General features: G+C 62.2%; 21 protein-coding genes. 13 read left to right on the plus strand and 8 right to left on the minus strand.

Annotation, left to right across the window (positions count from 1 at the left end; all coding sequences use genetic code 11):
- Positions 1–28: 28 nt before the first annotated feature.
- Positions 29–343: a co-chaperone GroES gene (locus PU133_RS09565; protein ID WP_404861542.1), complete on the minus strand. Its 315-nt coding sequence runs from the start codon at positions 341–343 to the stop codon at positions 29–31.
- A gap of 291 nt (positions 344–634) precedes the next feature.
- Between PU133_RS09565 and PU133_RS09570 the strand changes: the two genes are divergently transcribed.
- A complete protein-coding gene (locus PU133_RS09570; protein ID WP_404861543.1) occupies positions 635–901 on the plus strand; it encodes an usg protein in 267 nt (88 codons plus the stop codon).
- A gap of 27 nt (positions 902–928) precedes the next feature.
- On the opposite strand, the gene PU133_RS09575 is transcribed toward PU133_RS09570, so the two are convergent.
- Positions 929–2,224, minus strand: a complete 1,296-nt coding sequence (locus tag PU133_RS09575) for a hemolysin family protein (protein WP_404861544.1) — start codon at positions 2,222–2,224, stop codon at positions 929–931.
- Between the two features lie 270 nt (positions 2,225–2,494).
- Between PU133_RS09575 and PU133_RS09580 the strand changes: the two genes are divergently transcribed.
- The 4 genes from PU133_RS09580 (at position 2,495) to PU133_RS09595 (ending at position 5,505) form a co-directional block, all read left to right on the plus strand.
- Positions 2,495–3,898, plus strand: a complete 1,404-nt coding sequence (locus tag PU133_RS09580; RefSeq protein ID WP_404861545.1) for an MATE family efflux transporter — start codon at positions 2,495–2,497, stop codon at positions 3,896–3,898.
- Positions 3,899–3,996: 98 nt separating this feature from the next.
- Positions 3,997–4,854 carry an urease accessory protein UreD gene (locus tag PU133_RS09585; protein WP_404861546.1) on the plus strand — a complete coding sequence of 286 codons (858 nt, stop codon included), beginning with the start codon at positions 3,997–3,999 and terminating at the stop codon, positions 4,852–4,854.
- 31 nt (positions 4,855–4,885) lie between these two features.
- Positions 4,886–5,188, plus strand: a complete 303-nt coding sequence (locus PU133_RS09590; protein WP_404861547.1) for an urease subunit gamma — start codon at positions 4,886–4,888, stop codon at positions 5,186–5,188.
- An 11-nt stretch (positions 5,189–5,199) separates the two neighbouring features.
- Entirely contained in the window at positions 5,200–5,505 is a 306-nt protein-coding gene (locus PU133_RS09595; protein ID WP_404861548.1) for an urease subunit beta, read from the plus strand.
- Between the two features lie 32 nt (positions 5,506–5,537).
- On the opposite strand, the gene PU133_RS09600 is transcribed toward PU133_RS09595, so the two are convergent.
- Positions 5,538–6,176, minus strand: coding sequence for a hypothetical protein (locus PU133_RS09600; protein WP_404861549.1), 639 nt, complete (start codon positions 6,174–6,176; stop codon positions 5,538–5,540).
- Positions 6,177–6,318: 142 nt separating this feature from the next.
- Between PU133_RS09600 and ureC the strand changes: the two genes are divergently transcribed.
- The 6 genes from ureC (at position 6,319) to ureG (ending at position 10,908) form a co-directional block, all read left to right on the plus strand.
- The gene (gene ureC / locus PU133_RS09605) at positions 6,319–8,031 is read left to right on the plus strand and encodes an urease subunit alpha (RefSeq protein WP_404864494.1); all 1,713 of its coding nucleotides are present in this window, start codon (positions 6,319–6,321) and stop codon (positions 8,029–8,031) included.
- Between the two features lie 86 nt (positions 8,032–8,117).
- Positions 8,118–8,564: a host attachment family protein gene (locus PU133_RS09610; RefSeq protein ID WP_126009924.1), complete on the plus strand. Its 447-nt coding sequence runs from the start codon at positions 8,118–8,120 to the stop codon at positions 8,562–8,564.
- A 47-nt stretch (positions 8,565–8,611) separates the two neighbouring features.
- Positions 8,612–9,022 carry a DUF2177 family protein gene (locus PU133_RS09615; RefSeq protein WP_126009925.1) on the plus strand — a complete coding sequence of 137 codons (411 nt, stop codon included), beginning with the start codon at positions 8,612–8,614 and terminating at the stop codon, positions 9,020–9,022.
- 38 nt (positions 9,023–9,060) lie between these two features.
- Positions 9,061–9,600, plus strand: a complete 540-nt coding sequence (locus PU133_RS09620) for an urease accessory protein UreE (RefSeq protein WP_404861550.1) — start codon at positions 9,061–9,063, stop codon at positions 9,598–9,600.
- Positions 9,566–10,276, plus strand: a complete 711-nt coding sequence (locus PU133_RS09625; protein WP_404864495.1) for an urease accessory protein UreF — start codon at positions 9,566–9,568, stop codon at positions 10,274–10,276. Before PU133_RS09620 ends, PU133_RS09625 begins: the two co-directional genes overlap by 35 nt.
- Positions 10,273–10,908: an urease accessory protein UreG gene (gene ureG / locus PU133_RS09630; RefSeq protein WP_126009927.1), complete on the plus strand. Its 636-nt coding sequence runs from the start codon at positions 10,273–10,275 to the stop codon at positions 10,906–10,908. Before PU133_RS09625 ends, ureG begins: the two co-directional genes overlap by 4 nt.
- A gap of 4 nt (positions 10,909–10,912) precedes the next feature.
- Here ureG and PU133_RS09635 read toward each other — a convergent pair whose 3' ends face one another.
- The 4 genes from PU133_RS09635 to PU133_RS09650 all read right to left on the minus strand — a co-directional run bounded on the left by PU133_RS09635 (position 10,913) and on the right by PU133_RS09650 (position 14,908).
- Positions 10,913–11,662 carry a peptidase gene (locus tag PU133_RS09635; protein WP_126009928.1) on the minus strand — a complete coding sequence of 250 codons (750 nt, stop codon included), beginning with the start codon at positions 11,660–11,662 and terminating at the stop codon, positions 10,913–10,915.
- A 105-nt stretch (positions 11,663–11,767) separates the two neighbouring features.
- Entirely contained in the window at positions 11,768–12,562 is a 795-nt protein-coding gene (locus PU133_RS09640; RefSeq protein WP_126009929.1) for a transglutaminase family protein, read from the minus strand.
- Positions 12,563–12,564: 2 nt separating this feature from the next.
- Positions 12,565–13,503 carry an alpha-E domain-containing protein gene (locus PU133_RS09645; protein ID WP_126013071.1) on the minus strand — a complete coding sequence of 313 codons (939 nt, stop codon included), beginning with the start codon at positions 13,501–13,503 and terminating at the stop codon, positions 12,565–12,567.
- Positions 13,504–13,510: 7 nt separating this feature from the next.
- Positions 13,511–14,908 carry a circularly permuted type 2 ATP-grasp protein gene (locus PU133_RS09650; protein ID WP_404864496.1) on the minus strand — a complete coding sequence of 466 codons (1,398 nt, stop codon included), beginning with the start codon at positions 14,906–14,908 and terminating at the stop codon, positions 13,511–13,513.
- A gap of 198 nt (positions 14,909–15,106) precedes the next feature.
- Between PU133_RS09650 and PU133_RS09655 the strand changes: the two genes are divergently transcribed.
- Positions 15,107–15,997 (plus strand): DMT family transporter, encoded by an 891-nt coding sequence (locus tag PU133_RS09655; protein WP_126009931.1) that lies wholly within the window; start codon positions 15,107–15,109, stop codon positions 15,995–15,997.
- Between the two features lie 69 nt (positions 15,998–16,066).
- Here PU133_RS09655 and PU133_RS09660 read toward each other — a convergent pair whose 3' ends face one another.
- Positions 16,067–17,386: a DEAD/DEAH box helicase gene (locus tag PU133_RS09660; RefSeq protein WP_126009932.1), complete on the minus strand. Its 1,320-nt coding sequence runs from the start codon at positions 17,384–17,386 to the stop codon at positions 16,067–16,069.
- A gap of 444 nt (positions 17,387–17,830) precedes the next feature.
- On the opposite strand from PU133_RS09660, the gene PU133_RS09665 reads away from it, so the two are divergent.
- On the plus strand, positions 17,831–19,036 hold the full coding sequence (locus PU133_RS09665; RefSeq protein ID WP_404861551.1) for an ABC transporter substrate-binding protein: 1,206 nt from the start codon (positions 17,831–17,833) through the stop codon (positions 19,034–19,036).
- Positions 19,037–19,052: the final 16 nt, after the last annotated feature.

The raw sequence follows: 19,052 nt of genomic DNA on the forward strand, positions 1-19,052 counted from the left end.
GCCTTGATCGTTTGGATTCGCAGGTCCCTCAGGCGGCCCTGCGGGCAGCTTCTTCAGCCACCAGCACGCCCATGATGTCGGCTTCCTTCATGATCAGAAGGTCTTCGCCACCAACCTTGATCTCGGTGCCGGACCATTTGCCGAAGAGAACGCGGTCGCCGACCTTCACGTCGAGCGGCTGGATCTGGCCGTTGTCGGCGCGTGCGCCCGGCCCGACCGCCAGCACTTCGCCCTCCTGGGGCTTTTCCTTGGCCGTATCGGGAATGATGATGCCGCCGGATGTGCGCTCATCGGCTTCGATGCGGCGGACAACGATCCGGTCATGGAGTGGACGGAACTTCATCGTGTTTTCCTCCTGGGACAAACATGCAGGTTCAAGCTCCTCCGTCGGGACGCCGGGTCGGCAGTCCCGCCGTGGCACGGCCCTTCAAGGCGCCGCGCGGCAGGCGATTTGGTGGCGTGCCAAACCCTCTTCAAGAGGGGCACGCAAAAAAATCAGCACTCGCTTTCACTTGCTGCTAACACGCTGAATCGATGATGTTTTCGGCATTCCTTGCCGAAATTCCCATCTGGACGGGAAGCGCGAAGCAGAGCACACTTTTGCAATCGGATGACAGCCATGATGAGGACAAGCATGCAGTCAGCATTCGAAAAGCAGATGGCGGGTTATGGCCTGACCACCGCCCATATTCTCTACCGCCTGCCAGACCATCCTTCCGTGCTCCAGACCTATATCTGGCAGGAATACGATCTTGCGCCCGAGTTTCCCGAGATGCGCGGCTTTCTGAAATTCTGGGAGACCACGCTCGAAGGGCTGCTGCACTCGGTACGATACAGCCATCAAAAGCTGATCGCACCGCGCGAGTGGCGAACGGTCAACGGCGAATTCATTCTGCACTAGGCGGCGATTGCGTCTGGAAGAACAGCCTCAGGCCTCGGTGGCGTCGCCGATCGGGGCCGCGAGGATCTTGTCGATGCGTCGACCGTCGAGGTCGACCACCTCGAAGCGCCAGCCTTGCGCTTCGAAATGCTCGCCAGCTTCCGGGATATAGCCGAAAGATTCCAGCACGAACCCTGCCAGCGTTGCGAAATCGCCCCGGTTGATGGAGACGCCGGCGAGCACGCGGTCGACGTCGTCGATCGGCATTGCGCCATCGAGCAGCCACGAGCCGTCGTCACGCTGAACCGCGTAGGGCAGATCCTCGCCCTCGCGCTCGGGCAGGTCGCCTGCGATCGCAACGAGGATATCCGTCGACGTGATGACGCCTTCGAAGGAGCCATATTCGTCGATGACGATCGCCATGTGGATCGGCGAATCCCGGAAGCGCTCCTGCAGCTTCAGCACGCTCATCGTTTCGTTGACGTAGAGCGGCGTCGCGATGGCTGCCTCGATCTCCGCGTGGGTCGGCGCACGGCCGAGCGCGACGAGCGACTTCACGTGCAGGATGCCCATGACATCGTCGACGTCACCGCGGCAGACCGGGAAGCGGGAGTAGCCGCTTTCGGTAATTTCCCGCATGATGGTCTCGATCGGATCTTCGATTGACAGCCAGACGGTGTCGGGGCGGGGCACCATGATGGTGCGCACGTCGCGGTCGGCCAGGCGCAGCACGCCGTCGATCATGTCGCGTTCGGCATGTTCGAAAACGCCGGTCTTGGCGCCTTCGGCAATCAGCGCCTTCACTTCCTCTTCGGTTACGGTCGCTTCTTCGCTCTGCCGGATCCCGAGCAGCTTCAGCAGTGCTTCGGTGGAGAGGCGCAGGAACCAGACGATCGGGGCAGCGATCACGGCGAGGATCGTCATCGGGCCGGAGACGAAGCTTGCGATCGCTTCGGAATGGTTGAGAGCGATGCGTTTGGGAACCAGTTCGCCGACGATCAGCGACAGATAGGTGGTGGTCGCGACGACGATGGTGAACGCGATGGCGAATGCGCTTTGTTCGATGAAGGAGACTTCGCGCAGCACATTTGCAAGCGGGTCGGCGAATGTCGCACCGCTATAGGCACCGGCGACGATGCCTATGAGCGTGATTCCGATTTGGACGGTGGAAAGGAAGCCCGTTGGGTCTTCGGCAAGCTTGAGTGCACGGCGGGCCCCCTTGCTGCCATTGTCGGCCATCTGTTCCAGGCGGATCTTGCGGGAAGAAACGAGCGCCATTTCGGACATCGCGAAAAACCCGTTGAGCAGGATCAACAGGAACACGATCAGCAATTGCAGGTACATTGGTGGGGTTGCCGGCTATCCGGCTCCTCTGATTTGCAGCGTTGCCGGCAAGAGGGCCCGCCGCTGTCGCTTCACGATTTACGGGTTCTGCCAGTGATGTGCAACTGCCTCTGCCGCATGAAAGCGCGGTCGAAACTTCACGAAGCCTCTCTCTAAGCATCAACAACTGTCATCGCTGAAGCGTTTCATCCCGGTGGCATTTCGGTTAAGGAGGGCGGCCTGCGTCGCCGTGGCCAAGAGCCGGCGCGCCGTTTTCTATCGGAGACTATCATGGATACCCGCGTCGACGCGCTCGCCGTCGAGCAGACAGCCATTCGTCCTGGACTGACCTGGTTCGGACATGCGCGCGCGAGCATGCTGCTCGCAACGCCGCTGATCGGCGCCCAGCTCGGCCACATGGCGATCAACATCAGCGACACGGTGATGGTGGGCTGGCTCGGCGCGACGGAGCTCGCCGCCACGGTGCTGGCGACGCAGGGGTTCTTCCTCGTCTTCATCTTCGGTGTCGGCTTTGCCCAGGCCGTGATGCCCGTTGCGGCGAACGCCGAAGGGCGAGGCGACATCCGCGGCGTGCGCCGATCGGTGCGCATGGGGCTTTGGGTGCTCATGCTCTTTGCCGCGCTCGTCATGCTGCCCCTGTGGCATACGGAAGCGATCCTGCTGTCGCTCGGCCAGGAGCCGGCCATCGCCGCGCTGGCAGGCGAATACATGCGCGTTGCGCAGTGGGCCATGTTCCCGGCGCTGATCATGATGGGCCTGCGGTCCTATCTGGCCGTCGTCGGCAAGGCACATGTGCTGATGTGGGCGACCTTCGTCGGCGTCTTCCTCAATATCGGGCTGAACTACCTCTTCATCTTCGGTAATTTCGGCTTTCCTGCGCTCGGCATCGTGGGCGCGGCCGTCGCTTCGCTGGGTACCAATCTGTTCGGGGCCGGGTGGCTCTTTTGGTACACGAGCAGCAAGGATGTGCTGAAGAAGTACGAGCTTTACGTCCGTTTCTGGCGTCCCGACTGGCCGGCCTTCTTCGACGTGGTGCGCCTTGGCTGGCCGATTGGGCTGACGATCATTGCCGAGGCAGGGCTCTTTGCGGCTTCGTCCATCATGGTCGGCTGGCTCGGCACCATTCCGCTCGCCGCACACGGCATTGCGCTGCAACTCGCCTCCATCGCGTTCATGATCCCGCTGGGGCTCTCCAGCGCGGTCACTGTCAGGGTCGGTGTCGCCCATGGCCAACGCGACTGGACAGGACTGCAGCGTGCGGGATGGTCGGGCGTCATCCTCGCTGCCGCGATCGGCTTTGCCGCAGCGACGACCTTCCTGCTGATCCCGGACGTGTTGGTTGGCTTCTACATGGACGAGACCAATCCGAACGCCGCCGAGGTAATCGCCTTTGCCGTGCCGCTGCTTTACGTGGCCGCGGCCTTCCAGATCGTCGATGGCATCCAGGCGGTGGCAGCGGGCAATCTGCGCGGCTTGAAGGACACGCGCATGCCGATGATCATCGCGATCGTCAGCTACTGGGTGATCGGTCTACCGGCAGCCTATGTCTTCGGTTTCCCGCTCGGTTTCGGGGCCATGGGCATCTGGTTCGGGCTTGCGGCCGGACTTACCGTTGCCGCCGTTTTCCTGTCCTTGCGCTTCAGCAAACGCGTAGAGCTCGGGCTCATCGATTGAAGCCCGAGCGCACAATTTGCATGCAGTGAGCCCCTGCGCTCAGAAATTACGCATGACGCCGTTGCGCATGGAGGAGCGTTGGGTAAACTGCGCGGCGCATGCTCCAAATCAGCCCCAACACTTTGCCGATCGCACATACGGTGCCCACGCTCCAGCGCGCGCGGGGCGATGGCCGCATCGCCGTGAAAAGCGCGGGCGGGATCAATCGGCTGGCGGTGCTCTATCAGGATGGTTGCGCCAAGATCCGGTTGCCGAGGGCAGCCCCCGGAGCGCCGCTGGAAGCGGTGCTGATCAACACCGCCGGCGGCTTGACGGGCGGCGACCGCATGAACTGGTCTATTTCCGTCGGGCAGGGCGCCGGGGCAAGTGTGACCACGCAAGCCTGCGAACGCATCTACAAGACGACGGGTCCCGCCGCACGCGTCGAAACCCGCGTCGAAATCGCCGATGACGGCAACCTCGCTTTCCTGCCGCAGGAAACGATCCTCTTCGACCGCTCTTCCTTCGAGCGTTCATTGTCGGCCGATCTTACTGCGAACGCCCGGCTCCTGGTGGTCGAGCCACTCGTTTTCGGCCGGCAGGCGATGGGCGAGGACGTGCTGGCGGCACATTATCGCGATCGATGGCGCATTCGGGTCGACGGACGGCTCGTGCATAGCGAAGACGTAGCCATGGACGGCGATGTGCAAGCGCTTCTCGGCCACCGCGCCGTCACCAACGGGGCACGCGCGATTGCGACCGTGCTCGTCATCGGAAGCGAGGTAGAGACGCAGCTCGATGCGGTGCGTACCATCATCGGCGACGACGGCGGAGCCAGTGCCTGGCGCGTTGGTGGAAGTGGCAAACTTCTTGCCCGTATCGTCGCGCCGGACAGCTACGAGCTGCGCAAACGGCTGATACCGCTGATCGCCCTGCTCAATGGGCGTGCAGGGCTGCCTAAAATTTGGACGACATGAGCCGCTTTCGAGGCTTGAGGATTGGATCGACATGAATTTGACGCCGCGCGAAAAGGACAAATTGCTGATCTCGATGGCCGCGATTGTCGCGCGCCGTCGGTTGGAGCGGGGCGTGAAGCTCAACTACCCGGAAGCGATCGCGCTGATCACGGATTTCGTGGTGGAGGGCGCGCGCGACGGCCGTCCCGTGGCGGAGCTGATGGAAGCGGGCGCCGGCGTCATCACGCGGGACCAGGTCATGGAAGGCATCGCCGAGATGATCCACGACGTGCAGGTCGAGGCGACGTTTCCGGACGGCACCAAGCTCGTCACCGTCCACCAGCCCATCCGCTAGGAGCCGCGCTCATGATCCCAGGTGAAATCATCACGGCCACAGGTGACATCGAGCTGAATGCCGGTGCGGAAACGACCACGATCACGGTGGCGAATACAGGCGACCGGCCCGTCCAGGTCGGCAGCCACTATCATTTCTTCGAAGCCAATCCAGCGCTTCGGTTCGACCGGGACAAGACGCGTGGAATGCGCCTCGACATCGCCGCGGGAACGGCTGTGCGGTTCGAGCCAGGACAGATGCGCGATGTGTCGCTGGTGCCGATTTCCGGCAACCGCACCATCTATGGCTTCCGCCAAGAGATCATGGGGAAGCTTTGATTGCCCACGCCCTCCAGTTGCCGTCGCCGCGATTATTGCGGCTGAGCGGCGGGTTCTTCGGTGTCAGCCGGCGCATCGGCATCAGCCGGCATATCGCTTTCGGCCGGCATCGCAGCGTCGTCTTCGGCAGGCGCTTCGTCGCTGTCTTCGATGGTCTCGTCGCTGACGCCCGAGTTCGGAGCGACGCCGCGCACGAAGATCGTGGCATCCGGCTCATCGAGCAGAATGGACACGACATCGGCGATGTTCACCCGCTGCGAGGAGAGCGCGTTATAGAAGATCGCGCTGCCTTCCAGGCCGTTCTGAAGTTCGTCGATCCGCTCGGCGTTTTCCGTGACCGCCTCTTCAAGTTCGGCCGGCGCGCCGCCGTCAATCATGTCGCTCAGATAGACGACGTCGATGCGCTCCATGTTGGTGATGATCTTCACCCGGTCCACGCTTTCAGGCAGGTTCTCGATGGACGTCATCAGGTCTTCGAGCCGCTCGGCAGCGCGCGTGCCTTCAACGGAGATCTCCGAGTCCGCGATGCTCTCGGACGGGTCCTGGGTGTCAAAGCTCTGCGCCAGAACCGGACCAGAGAAGGCGAGTGCTCCGGCGAGTACCGTCGCCACCAAAAGCCTGCCCGTGTGCGAGACACCGCCATGCGCGTTTCGTCTGCTCGTCGTGGTCACGTTTTCCATCCTGACAAAGATTGCTGTGGCTATTCGAAATGCGCCGAAGGCGCTCGCCGCGCTCATAGCCCAGTTCGGGGTTCGATGTCGAACGTGATTGTTCTCGCTTCGCTTTTCAATATGCATCCAGGGAAACATTGCCATGCCCGCCAGGATTGACCGCGCTTCCTACGCCGACATGTTCGGCCCGACCGTCGGCGACAAGGTGCGCCTGGCGGACACCGAACTCTTCATCGAAGTGGAGGCTGATCATACGATCTATGGCGAGGAGGTGAAATTCGGTGGCGGCAAGGTCATCCGCGACGGGATGGGCCAAAGCCAGGTTGCGCGCGCGGATGGCGCGGTCGACACGGTCATCACGAATGCTCTCATCGTCGATTATACCGGCATCTACAAAGCCGACATCGGGCTGAAGAACGGAACGATCGCCGCCATCGGCAAGGCGGGCAACCCCGATACGCAGCCCGGCGTCACTATTATCGTCGGTCCCGGAACGGAAGTGATCGCCGGGGAGGGCAAGATCGTCACGGCAGGCGGCTTCGATTCGCACATCCACTTCATCTGCCCGCAGCAGATCGAGGAAGCGCTGATGTCCGGGCTGACGACGATGTTCGGCGGCGGCACCGGTCCTGCTCACGGCACGCTCGCCACCACATGCACGCCCGGGCCCTGGCATATCGGCCGGATGATCCAGTCCTTCGATGCCTTTCCGATGAATATCGGCATCTCCGGCAAGGGCAATGCCTCGTTGCCCAAGGCACTGGAGGAGATGGTGCTCGGCGGCGCCTGCGCGCTAAAGCTGCACGAAGACTGGGGAACAACGCCGGCGGCGATCGACTGCTGCCTGTCGGTGGCCGATGCGTTCGACGTGCAGGTGATGATCCACACCGACACGCTCAACGAAAGCGGCTTTGTGGAATCGACGGTCGAAGCGCTGAAAGGCCGCACCATCCACGCGTTTCATACCGAGGGGGCAGGTGGTGGCCACGCGCCGGACATCATCCGCGTCTGCGGGCTGGAAAACGTCATCCCGTCTTCGACCAACCCGACACGTCCCTACACGGTCAACACCATCGCCGAGCACCTCGACATGCTGATGGTGTGCCACCATCTCTCGCCCTCCATCCCAGAAGATGTGGCCTTCGCCGAAAGCCGGATCCGCAAGGAGACGATCGCTGCCGAAGACATTCTGCATGATCTCGGCGCCTTTTCGATCATTGCCTCGGACAGCCAGGCGATGGGGCGCGTCGGTGAAGTGATTATCCGTACCTGGCAGACGGCCGACAAGATGAAGCGGCAGCGCGGAAGGCTTGCCGGCGAAACCGGCGACAATGACAATGCACGGGTGAAGCGCTACATCGCGAAATACACGATCAACCCGGCCATCGCCCACGGCATCAGCAAGCACATCGGCTCGATCGAGGTCGGCAAGCGCGCCGATCTCGTCGTCTGGGATCCGGCATTCTTCGGCGTGAAGCCCGCCATGGTGCTGCTCGGCGGCACGATCGCCGCCGCGCCCATGGGCGATCCCAACGCCTCCATCCCGACGCCGCAGCCGGTGCATTACCGGCCGATGTTCGGCGGATATGGCGGCGGTCCGGCAGCCTCATCGGTCACGTTCGTATCGCAGGCGGCGCTCGATGACGGGCTGCAGAACCGGCTCGGCGTTACAAAAGGCATGCTGGCCGTGGAGAACACCCGCGGTGGCATTTCGAAGCGCTCCATGAAGCTCAACGATGCGCTGCCGCATGTGGAAGTGGACCCGGAAACCTATGAGGTGCGCGCGGACGGGGAACTTCTGACCTGCGAACCCGCGACCGTGCTGCCGATGGCCCAGCGCTATTTCCTCTTCTGACCAAATGCCGCATTCCTGACTTCGATCAATGAGGAACCTCATCAGCCGCATCACGTTGGCCTTCCATTCAATCACGGAGGTCGAACATGAGCGGAATCAATCTCAAGCACGATGGCTGGGTCGTCGTGGCCGACGGAGAGAAGGCGCTGTTCCTGCGCAATGAGGGCGATGCGGAACACCCCAACCTCCAGGTTTTCCGGGAGATGGAACAGGACAATCCGCCCACGCGCGAGCAGGGCACGGATCGCCCCGGTCGCGTGCATGAATCGGCCGGACCCGGCCGTTCGAGCGTCGAGACAACCGATTGGCAGCAATTGGGCAAGGAGCGGTTCGCGAAGGAGATCGCAGAGCGCCTCTACAAATACGCCCATGCCGATCGCTTCGATAAGTTGATCCTGGTCGCACCACCCAAGGTCCTCGGAGAGATGCGTGAAGCGATGCATCAGGAGGTGCTCGATCGCATCATCAGCGAAATCCCGAAAACGCTGACAAATCACTCGATCGACAAAATCGAAAATCTGCTTCTGCACTAGCTGCGTACTGTCTTTGAGAGCAACAACGCCGCGGCTGAGGAAGCGTCATGAAATTCGTTTGGGTCTACCTCGTCGCGGCGGTCGTCTTTCTGACGATCGACGCCATCTGGCTCGGCTATGTGGCGCGCGATTTCTATAAGGATCGCCTTGGATCGCTGCTGCTCGAACGCCCCCGGTTCGGCATTGCCGCGGGTTTTTATGCCATCTTCGTCATCGGCCTGATCTATTTCGCGATCGCGCCTGGTCTCAATGCAGAGAGCTTCGGCCTGACCGTGTTCAACGCGTTCCTCTTCGGTCTCTTCTGCTACATGACTTACGACGCGACGAACCTCTCCACCATCAAGGGTTTCGATACCACGGTCGCAGTGGTCGACACGCTGTGGGGCGCCACGCTCAGTGCCTTTACCGCCGGCGTCACCTATTTCGTCGTCCGCGCCTTCTCGCTTTGGCACGGATGATGCATCTTCTGTCCCGGTAGCAATGACTGGGATCGAAGATGGAACGAGCAAGTTCAGTCCTCAAAAAGGGCGCATGGTCGGGCGAGGCGCAAGATAGCGTGACGCTCGACGAGACTGCGCGGAACCGTCGGCGTCTCCGGCTTGCGAGCGACGGCGGCGTGGAGTTTCTGCTCGATCTACCCCATGCGGTGCTGTTGCGTGATGGCGATGGGCTGCAACTGACTGACGGTGCGGTGATCGTCGTGCGATCCAAGCCGGAAGAGCTCTATGAGGTCCGGGCCCAAGAGCCTTCGGCGCAGGCGCTCTTGCGGCTGGCCTGGCATATCGGCAACCGCCATCTTGCGTCCCAGATATTCGACGACCGCATCCTGATCCGGCGCGACCACGTCATCCGGCAGATGCTCGAAGGCTTGGGCGCGGTCGTGACGGAGGTCAGCGCTCCCTTCGATCCGGAAGGCGGCGCCTATGACGGCGCTGAGACCGGGCAGGACCACCATCATGGCCATCACGAGCACGGCTCAGGCCACGGCCATTCCCATTCGCATGATCGGCACCATCACGACCATGACCATCACTGAGGCGCAGGACGAGCGACGCAGTCTGATGCGGCTGATGGCTTGGCTGTCGCCTGCCTTTCCAACGGGCAGCTTCAGCTACAGTCACGGGCTGGAATCCGCCGTGGATGCCGGCGCTATCGCCAGCGGCGATCATCTTGAGAACTGGCTGTCCGATCTCGTCGCGCACGGGTCCGGCTGGAACGATTTGGTGCTTGTTGCACAGGCCTGGCGGTCCGGTGCCGATGCCGGGCTGATCGATGAGCTCGGAGACCTAGCCGAGGCGTTGGCCGGGTCTGCCGAACGCCATCTGGAGACCATGGCGCAGGGTGATGCCTTTCTCGACGCCGCCGGGGCACGCGCGTCGATCACTGCTGATGATCAGGGCGAACTGCCGGGCGATCTTGCCTATCCCGTGGCTGTCGGTCTGGTTGCCGGTCGGGAAGGCGTGCCGCTTGCCGACACGCTGACGGCCTTCGCCCATGCCTTCGTCTCCAACCTCATTCAGGCGGCACTCCGGCTTGCGCCGATCGGTCAGCGGGAAGGCGTGCGGGTGCTGGCCTCGCTTGAGCCATTGATCGCCGCAACGGCGGAACGCGCGACAGAGGCCGGCCTCGATGATCTCGGCTCCTGCACGTTCAGATCCGAAATCATGTCACTTAGACACGAAACTCTGCATTCAAGGCTTTTTCGATCATGACTCACTCCCTGCACGGTCCGCTTCGCGTCGGCATCGGTGGCCCCGTTGGTTCGGGCAAGACCACGCTGACCGAAAAGCTCTGCAAGGCGATGGCGGCCGAGTATTCCGTCGGCGTCGTCACAAACGATATCTATACCCGCGAAGATGCCATGGCGCTGGTGCGGATGCAGGCGCTGCCGGAGGACCGCATCATCGGCGTGGAGACCGGCGGCTGCCCGCATACGGCGATCCGCGAAGATGCCTCGATCAACCTGCGGGCCATCGCCGAGCTCAACCGGCGGCATCCCGATCTCGACGTGGTCTTCATCGAATCCGGCGGAGACAATCTCGCAGCGACCTTTTCGCCCGATCTTGCGGATCTGACGCTCTACGTCATTTCGGTGTGCCAGGGCGGCGACATTCCGCGAAAGGGCGGGCCGGCGATCACGCGCTCGGATCTGCTCATCGTGAACAAGACCGACCTTGCGCCCTATGTGGGTGTTGATCTCGAGCAGATGGATGAAGACTGCCGGCGCAGTCGCAACGAGCGACCATACGTCTTCACCGATCTCAGTCGAGCGAAAGGCTTGGACGACATCATCGCCATGCTGGAGCGAGAAGGTGGGCTCACGCGTCGGGTAGCGGCCGAATGACGTGTCAATCGGCCTGTTCGAGGCCTTCATAGTTCGGCAGGTGCTGAAAGGCCTGCCGCAGTGCCTCCGACCATCCGTCTGAAATCGCCTGGTAGTAGGGATCGGAAGCGAGAAGCCGCTTTTCTGCGCCCCGCTTAAGCGAGCCTGTCTCATAGGTCTGCATGTCGAGCGGCAGCCCGACCGAAAGGTTCGATTTCAGTGTGGAATCGAACGACACGATGAGAAGCTTGGCTGCTTCCTCGAAGCTCATGTCGGGGTCGTAGGCGCGAACGAGGATCGGCTTGCCGTATTTGTGCTCGCCGATCTGGAAGAACGGGTTGTCGTCGGTGGCCTCGATGAAATTGCCTTCGGGATAGATCAGGTACATCCGGCTTTCGCCGCCTGCGATCTGACCTCCGAGGATGAAGGTCGCGCCGAAGCTCGATTCACTCTTGAAGCCGCCACCAACCGCAATTTCGCGGATCACGGAACGAACCGTATCCCCAACGAGCTTTGCCGCCTGGAACATGGACGGCACTTCGTAGATGTCGGGATCGCGCTCGCCGGCGGTCTTGTGGCGTTCTTCCAGCATGCTGACGACGGTTTGCGTCGTTGCGAGATTGCCGGCCGAAAGCAGGGTGATCAGCCGGTCGCCCTTGCGCTCCCAGGTGTACATCTTCTTGAACGAAGACACGTTGTCGACCCCGGCGTTGGTCCGGGTATCGGACATGAACATCAAGCCACGCCTGAGCCGAAGACCGACACAGTAGGTCATCGCTTACTTCACCCCGCCATCAGATTGCCGGCCACCCCCGGCCGTGTTCGTCACCCTATACGCGCCGCAACGCGACTCAGATGCATCCGAATTTCGCGATCTGGATTACTGCTCCACCGTAATGGCCACGGCAAGCGTCTCGGTGGAATTTCCATGGCGGATACCGGAAACCGGAGACACGTCGACGAAATCGAGCCCCGTGGCAATGCGGATGTAGCGCTCGTCCGGCGAGATGCCATTGGCCGCGTCGAAGCCGACCCAGCCCAGTCCCTCGACGAAAGCTTCGGCCCAAGCGTGCGTCGCCACCTGCTCGGTACGGTCGTCCATCAAGAGATAGCCGGAGACGTAGCGCGATGGAAAATCGAGGTAACGCGCGGCGCTCAGGAAGATATGGCTATGGTCCTGGCAAACGCCGCTGCCGTTCTCGAGCGCTTCCTCTGCGGTCGTCTGGGCGTCCGTGGTGCCGATTTCGTAGGCCACCCTGTCGCTGATTGTCGCCATCAAGCCATGCAACCGCTCCAGCGGGTCCTTGCCCGGTATCGCGCGTGCCAAGTCCCGGATAGGCTTGCCGGCGCGTGTCAGGTGGGTGTCACGCAGATAGAGCCAAAGCGGCGCGAAGCCCACATGCGGGCCCGAGACGCCGTTCACGTCTTCCGTCACCACCTCGCCATGGGCGATGATCCGGATCATGTGGGGATCGCCTTCGGCCGACAGAAGCTGCGTCAGATTGCCGAAATGGTCGTCATAGGTGACCTCGACGCGGGCGCCCTCGATATCGGTCTGCCAGTTGACGACCGTTTGTCCGCGTCCGGAGCGCGGCGTCAGCCGCAGGCGCTGAAGCGCGTAGTAGATAGGGATATTGTAGTTGTATTCGGTCGAGTGGCTGACGCGGATTTGCATGATCAATAGAACCTGTAGGCTTCCGCGATCTCTTGGCCGAGACGGCTGTTGCGTCGGATGAAGTCTTCCAGAAACTGGTGGAGCCCGCCGTCGATGATTGCGCGGATATCGCGGTTGCGCAGCGTCTCTAATATTTCGAGCGCCGTGTCGTGCGCATTGTGCCGGGTGCCGTATTCGGTTTCAAGATAGCCGAGATTGTTGGTGATTTTCTCGTGGCAATAGGCGAGCGAACGCGGCATGCGCCCGTTCAGGATCAGGAAGTCGGCGATGTTCGTCGGGTTGAGATCGGATTCGTAGACCCAACCGTAGGATCGGTGCGCCGAGACCGACCGCAGGATCGACACCCACTGGACGTTGTCGAGCGACGATCCGACATAGGTGACCGCCGGCAGAAGCAGGTAGTATTTGACGTCGAGGATGCGGGCGGTGTTGTCGGCGCGTTCGATGAAGGTGCCGATGCGCGAGAAGTTAAAAATTTCGTTGCGCAACATCGTGCCGTGAAAGGCGCCGCGGATCAGTCCCGTGCGCTGCTTGATCAGGTCGAGCACGCTGGGCAGGTCCGCATCCTTGACGCGCCGCGCCAGCCGCGAGGTCAGGTCGATCCAGCACTCATTTGTGCTTTCCCAGGCTTCACGGGTGAGGGCGGTGCGCACCATGCGGGCGTTGGAGCGCGCGCTGTTTATCACCGACAGCACGCTCGACGAGTTGCGCTCGTCGCGCAGCATGAAATCGATCGCGTCGGGACCCGTCACGTTCTCGTAATGCTGGAGAAAATTGGCTTCGACACCGGCGCTTTTCAGCACCGATGTCCATTCGTCGTCCGAGCCCTGTGTGCCGGTCAGCGACATGCGCACGCCGGCATCGATCAGGCGGGCGGTGTTTTCGGCGCGTTCGATGTAGCGGAACATCCAGAACAGGCCGTTGGCTGTGCGTCCAAGCATCATCGCATCAATCCTCCAGCACCCAGGTGTCCTTGGTGCCTCCGCCCTGGCTGGAGTTGACGACGAGCGAGCCTGCCTTCAGCGCGACGCGCGTGAGCCCGCCGGGAATGATCTGGATGCGGTTCGGCGATACGAGAACGAAGGGCCGCAGGTCGACGTGGCGCGGTGCCACGCCCTTCTTGACGAGGATCGGCACGGTAGAGAGCGACAGGGTGGGCTGGGCGATGTAATTGCCCGGCCGCGACTTGAGCTTGGCGGCGAATGCGCTGATTTCCTTTTTCGACGCTGTCGGCCCGACGAGCATGCCGTAGCCGCCGGAGCCGTGCACTTCCTTGACAACCAGGTCGGCCAGATTGTCGAGAACGTATTTCAGCGTGTCCGGCTCGGAGCAGCGGTAAGTCGGGACGTTTTCGAGCAGAGGCTTGCGCCCCGTATAGAACTCCACGATTTCCGGCATGTAGGAATAGATCGCCTTGTCGTCGGCGATGCCTGTGCCGGGGGCATTGGCGATCGTGATGTTGCCGGCGCGGTAGACATCCATGATCCCGGCAACGCCGAGTGCCGATTCCGGCCGGAAGGTGAGGGGATCGAGGAAGTCGTCGTCGACACGGCGATAAAGCACGTCGATCGGCTTGTAGCCCTGGGTGGTGCGCATGGCGACGCGACCGCCGATAACCCTGAGGTCGGGGCCTTCCACCAGTTCCACGCCCATCTGGTCGGCGAGGAAGGCGTGTTCGTAATAGGCGGAGTTATAGATCCCCGGCGTCAGAACTGCGACGCGAGGCTTGTCGGCGCAGCCGGGCGGTGCGGATGCTTCCAGGCTTTGGCGCAACAGCATCGGGTAGTTTTCGACCGGGCGTACGCGCACCCGATGAAACAATTCCGGGAACATCTGCATCATCGTTTCCCGGTTCTCCAGCATGTAGGAGACGCCGGACGGCGTGCGGGCATTGTCTTCCAGAACGTAGAATTCGTCCTGGCCTGTGCGCACGATGTCGGTGCCGATGATGTGGGTATAGACACCACCCGGCGGGCGCATGCCGATCATTTCCGGCAGGAAGGCGACGTTGCGCTCGATCAGGTGACGCGGCACGCGGCCGGCGCGGATGATCTCCTGCTTGTGGTAGATGTCGTCGAGAAATGCGTTGAGGGCTGCGACGCGCTGTTCGATCCCCTGAGCGAGTTTGCGCCATTCGCGACCGGAGATGACCCGGGGGACGATATCGAAGGGAATGATGCGCTCAGCGGCTTCTTCCTTGCCGTAGACGGCGAAGGTAATGCCGGTCTTGCGGAAAATGGCCTCGGCGTCACGCGACTTTGTCAGCAGTCTGGCGTGATCCTGCTCGCCGTACCAAGACATATACTCCGAATAGGGCCCGCGGGGCCGGTCGTCGGCATCGAGCATTTCGTCGAACGGCAAATCAAAGCTCCCTCTTTTCAGTCATGAAAGAGCAAAGCGGGAGGCTTTGCAAGCGGCTGCGGGCGTCGGCAAAACAATGCCTTAAGCTGAGGCGTGGTTGCACAAGCTTTGATCATGCTTTGACAGGTTGCGCCAGCGCGCGTAACGGTCGACGCGAATTTCCGCCTGCGAGCCGCTCCTCCCATGACAATCGAACGCATCGCTCCCGCGCTTTTCGTGCTGCTCTGGTCCACGGGATGGATCGTGGCGCGTTATGCGGCGCCGCACGCCGATCCGCTGTTCTTTCTGTGCCTGCGCTATGTGTCCGCCGCCGCGGTCTTCGTGGTGTTCTGCATGATCGTTCGGGCCCAGTGGCCGCAGACCCGCGCGCAGTGGTGGCACGCAACGTTTTCGGGCGTGCTCCTGCATGCGATCTATCTCGGCGGTGTCTGGTGGGCGATCGCGCATGGCGTGCCGACCGCGCTGTCCGGGCTCATCGCCGCACTCCAACCCTTGCTCACGGCCACAGTCGCGCCTTTCGTCGTCGGTGAGCGACTGTCGGGGAGCCAGAAGCTCGGCATCGGTCTAGGGCTCGTCGGTCTCATGATCGCCATCGTGCCGAATCTGATGGCGCTCGAACCGGAACAGATCGCAGCCGCCACGGTGCCGCTCATCGTCAACGTCGTCGCCATGGTCGCGGTCACGGCCGGCACGCTCTACCAGAAGCGCTATCTCCAGACAGGCGACCTGCGCACCATCGCCACGCTGCAGTATTTTGGCGCGTTCGTGGTGACCGCGCCTTTCGTGTTGCTGCTGGAAGACATGCGGATCGTCTGGAACTTCGAAGTCTTCGTCGCGCTCGCATGGTCCGTCTTCGGGCTGTCGCTGCTGGCGATTGCGCTTCTGCTCTACCTCATCAGGCGCGGCCAGGTGTCGAAGGCGGCATCGCTGATCTATCTGGTGCCGCCGACCGTGGCGATTCAGGCGTTCCTCTATTTCGGCGAGGAGCTGCCGCTGCCGATGATCATCGGCACATTGGTGGTCGTGCTCGGCGTCTATCTCACGAACCGAAAGCCGAAGGCTCCGGTTACCTGAGACGACCGGCCAAAGAAAAAGGCCGCCGCTGGTTCAGCGACGGCCTTAATCATCTTTGTACGTCAGGGATCAGGCGCTGCGGCGCTGGCCACCCTGCGACGAACCTTCGCGCTTGCCCTTGCCGACGCGGCGATGCGAACGGCCGCTCGGGCGCTCGCCGTTGCCGGTGCGCTCGGGGCGCTGACCATTGCCACGTCCGCCGCCATTTCCGCGACCAGGACCCTTGCCGCTGCCGCGGGCAGGGCGGGCGTGATCGGCCGGAGCCGTGCCGCTGGCAACCGCGATCGAGATGCCCATCAGCTTCTCGATGTCGCGCAGCAAGCGGATTTCGTCCGGTGCACAGAAGGCGACTGCCATGCCATCGCGGCCGGCACGTGCCGTACGACCGATCCGGTGCACGTAAGCGTCCGGCACTTCCGGCAGCTCGAAATTGTAGACGTGGCTGACGCCGGTGATGTCGATGCCGCGTGCTGCGACGTCGGTTGCCACCAGAACCCGAACCTTGCCGTCCTTGAATTCCTTCAAGGCGCGCTCGCGCTGGTTCTGGCTCTTGTTGCCATGGATCGAGGCGGCCGAGAAACCGGCAGCGACGAGCTGCTTCATCAGCTTTTCAGAACCGTGCTTGGTACGACCGAAGACGAGTGCAAGGCCATCCGGGTTGGCGCGCAGGCACTGGATCAGAAGGTTCGTCTTGGCCGACTTGTCCGTGACGAAATGCACGCTCTGCTCGACCTTGTCGGCAGCCTTGCCGGGAGGCGAGACTTCGACGCGCATCGGGTCGGTGAGGTAGCTGTCGGCGAGATCCGCGATCATCTTCGGCATCGTTGCCGAGAACAAAAGCGTCTGGCGCTTCTTGGGCACGAGCTTCACGATCTTGCGCAGATCATGGATAAAACCGAGATCGAGCATCTGGTCGGCTTCGTCGAGGATGAGGCGGTGTACCTGGTGCAGGCTCAGAGCCTTGCGGTCCACGAGATCGAGCAGGCGGCCGGGGGTGGACACGAGAATGTCGAGGCCACGGTCGAGCATGCGCATCTGGCCGTTGATCGATACGCCACCGACCACGACACCGATCTTGAGCGGCGTGTTCTTGACGAACGCCTTCAGATTGGCGGCGATCTGGTTGACCAGTTCACGTGTCGGCGCAAGAATCAGCGCACGCGTGGCGCGGGGCTCCGGCTTCTTGCCGTCCGAGAGCAGGCCTTCGATCAGCGGCAGGCCGAAGGCAGCCGTCTTGCCGGTGCCCGTCTGAGCGAGGCCGATCAGATCGTGGCCTTTCAGGACGAGTGGGATGGCTTGTGCCTGGATCGGCGTCGGCTGGGTGAAGCCGAGGGCGACGAGCGGCGCAAGTGTCTGCTTGGAAAGACCAAGCGAAGTGAAATCGTTCAAAATACATGCCTTTCAGGCGTGGGCAGCCGCACGCGGAACCGTCTTGGTCCGAATGGCGACTTCAAGAACCCCGCGTGAAATGGGAACTTGGATTGGAAATGCTTTCTTCAGCGCCAGGGCGACGAATGACTTCGCCGTTCTTGGGAACTGCCGCTTTATGAAACCTTGTTGATCGGGTCATGTACCCGAAATGGCGCGCTCACGCTGGCGGCCTAAAGGGAAAGCTGAACCGCATGTCGTCTTTTCCTCGACAAAAGTCAAGACGGGGGAGGTGATCAGCGCTCTGGCGAGAAGCACCAGTCGAAATTCTCGACCCCTCCTTTCCAGATGCACGCCAATCGCTATGATCGGCCAACTTTTGGGCAGAGACGCCTGAAAGGACAGTCAAAGATAGGACGGACGCACGAACGATGCGCTCCGACAGATTTCAGGGAGAGTGACTACATGTTGCCAGCATTCAAGACGGCGCTCGCCACCGGCGTGGCTGTAGCGAGCCTGACGACGGCAGCCTTGGCGGAGGATTTCAAGATCGGCTTCATCGGCGGCATGACCGGCCCGATCGAAAGCCTGATGCCGCCGATCGTGGCAGGCGCAGAACTGGCCATCGCCCAGATCAACGAGCAGGGCGGCTTCTTCGGTGATGAAAGCCAGGCCTCGCTGGTCATCGGCGACGATGGTTGCGTTGACGCGACGCGCGCATCGGACGCAGCCGACCGTCTCGTCAACGTCGAGAATGTCCGTGCGATCGTGGGTGCGATGTGCTCGGGTGCAACGGTCGCCGCTGCCAACAACGCGGCCGTGCCGGGCGGCGTCGTGATGATTTCGCCCGCCTCCACCGCGCCGTCGCTGACGACGCTCGAAGACAACGACCTCGTCTTCCGTACTGCGCCGTCGGACGCATTCCAGGGCGAAGTGCTCGCCAACCTGGTTTTCGCCAAGGGCATCACGAGCGTTGCCGTGTCCTACGTGAACAACGACTATGGCACGGGCTTTGCCGATGCCTTCGGCGCTGCATTCGAAGCTGCCGGTGGCCAGGTGCTCGCCTCCGAAGCGCATGAAGACGGCAAGGCCGACTATCGCGCGGAAATCGGCTCTTTGTCGTCCACGGGCGCCGAAGCCCTCGTCGTGCTCGCTTATGTGGACGGCTCGGGCGGCACGCTTATTCGCCAGGCCGTCGAAGGCGGCGACTTCTCTCAGTTCGTCGGCGGTGACGGCATGGTGGGCAACCGCCTTGGCGAGCTCGTCGGTTCCAGCGCCGATGGCATGATCGCGACCCGTCCGGGCTCCCCGGAACTGCCGGGCCGCGCCGCTTATGATGCTGCTGCCGAGGAAGCCGGCTTCGATCCGAGCGCAACCTTCGCCGCGCAGTCCTATGACGCGGCATTCCTGCTCGCACTCGCTCTGCAGAAGAACGGCGGCGAAATGGAAGGCCTCAACACCGCACTTCGCGAGATTGCGACGGAACCGGGCGAAGTCATTCTGCCGGGCGAGTGGGAGAAGGCGGTCGAGCTGATCGCAGCCGGTCAGGACATCAACTACGAAGGCGCTTCCGGCAGCCACGAATTCGACGACGCTGGCGATGTGCCCGGCGTGTTCGACGAAATGACGGTCGAGAACGGCGAGTTCGTCGTCGTCGGCCCCGCCACGTAAGTCATTTTTCGCTTAC

It is taken from the genome of Georhizobium sp. MAB10 (assembly GCF_045012825.1).
Classification (GTDB): domain Bacteria; phylum Pseudomonadota; class Alphaproteobacteria; order Rhizobiales; family Rhizobiaceae; genus Georhizobium; species Georhizobium profundi.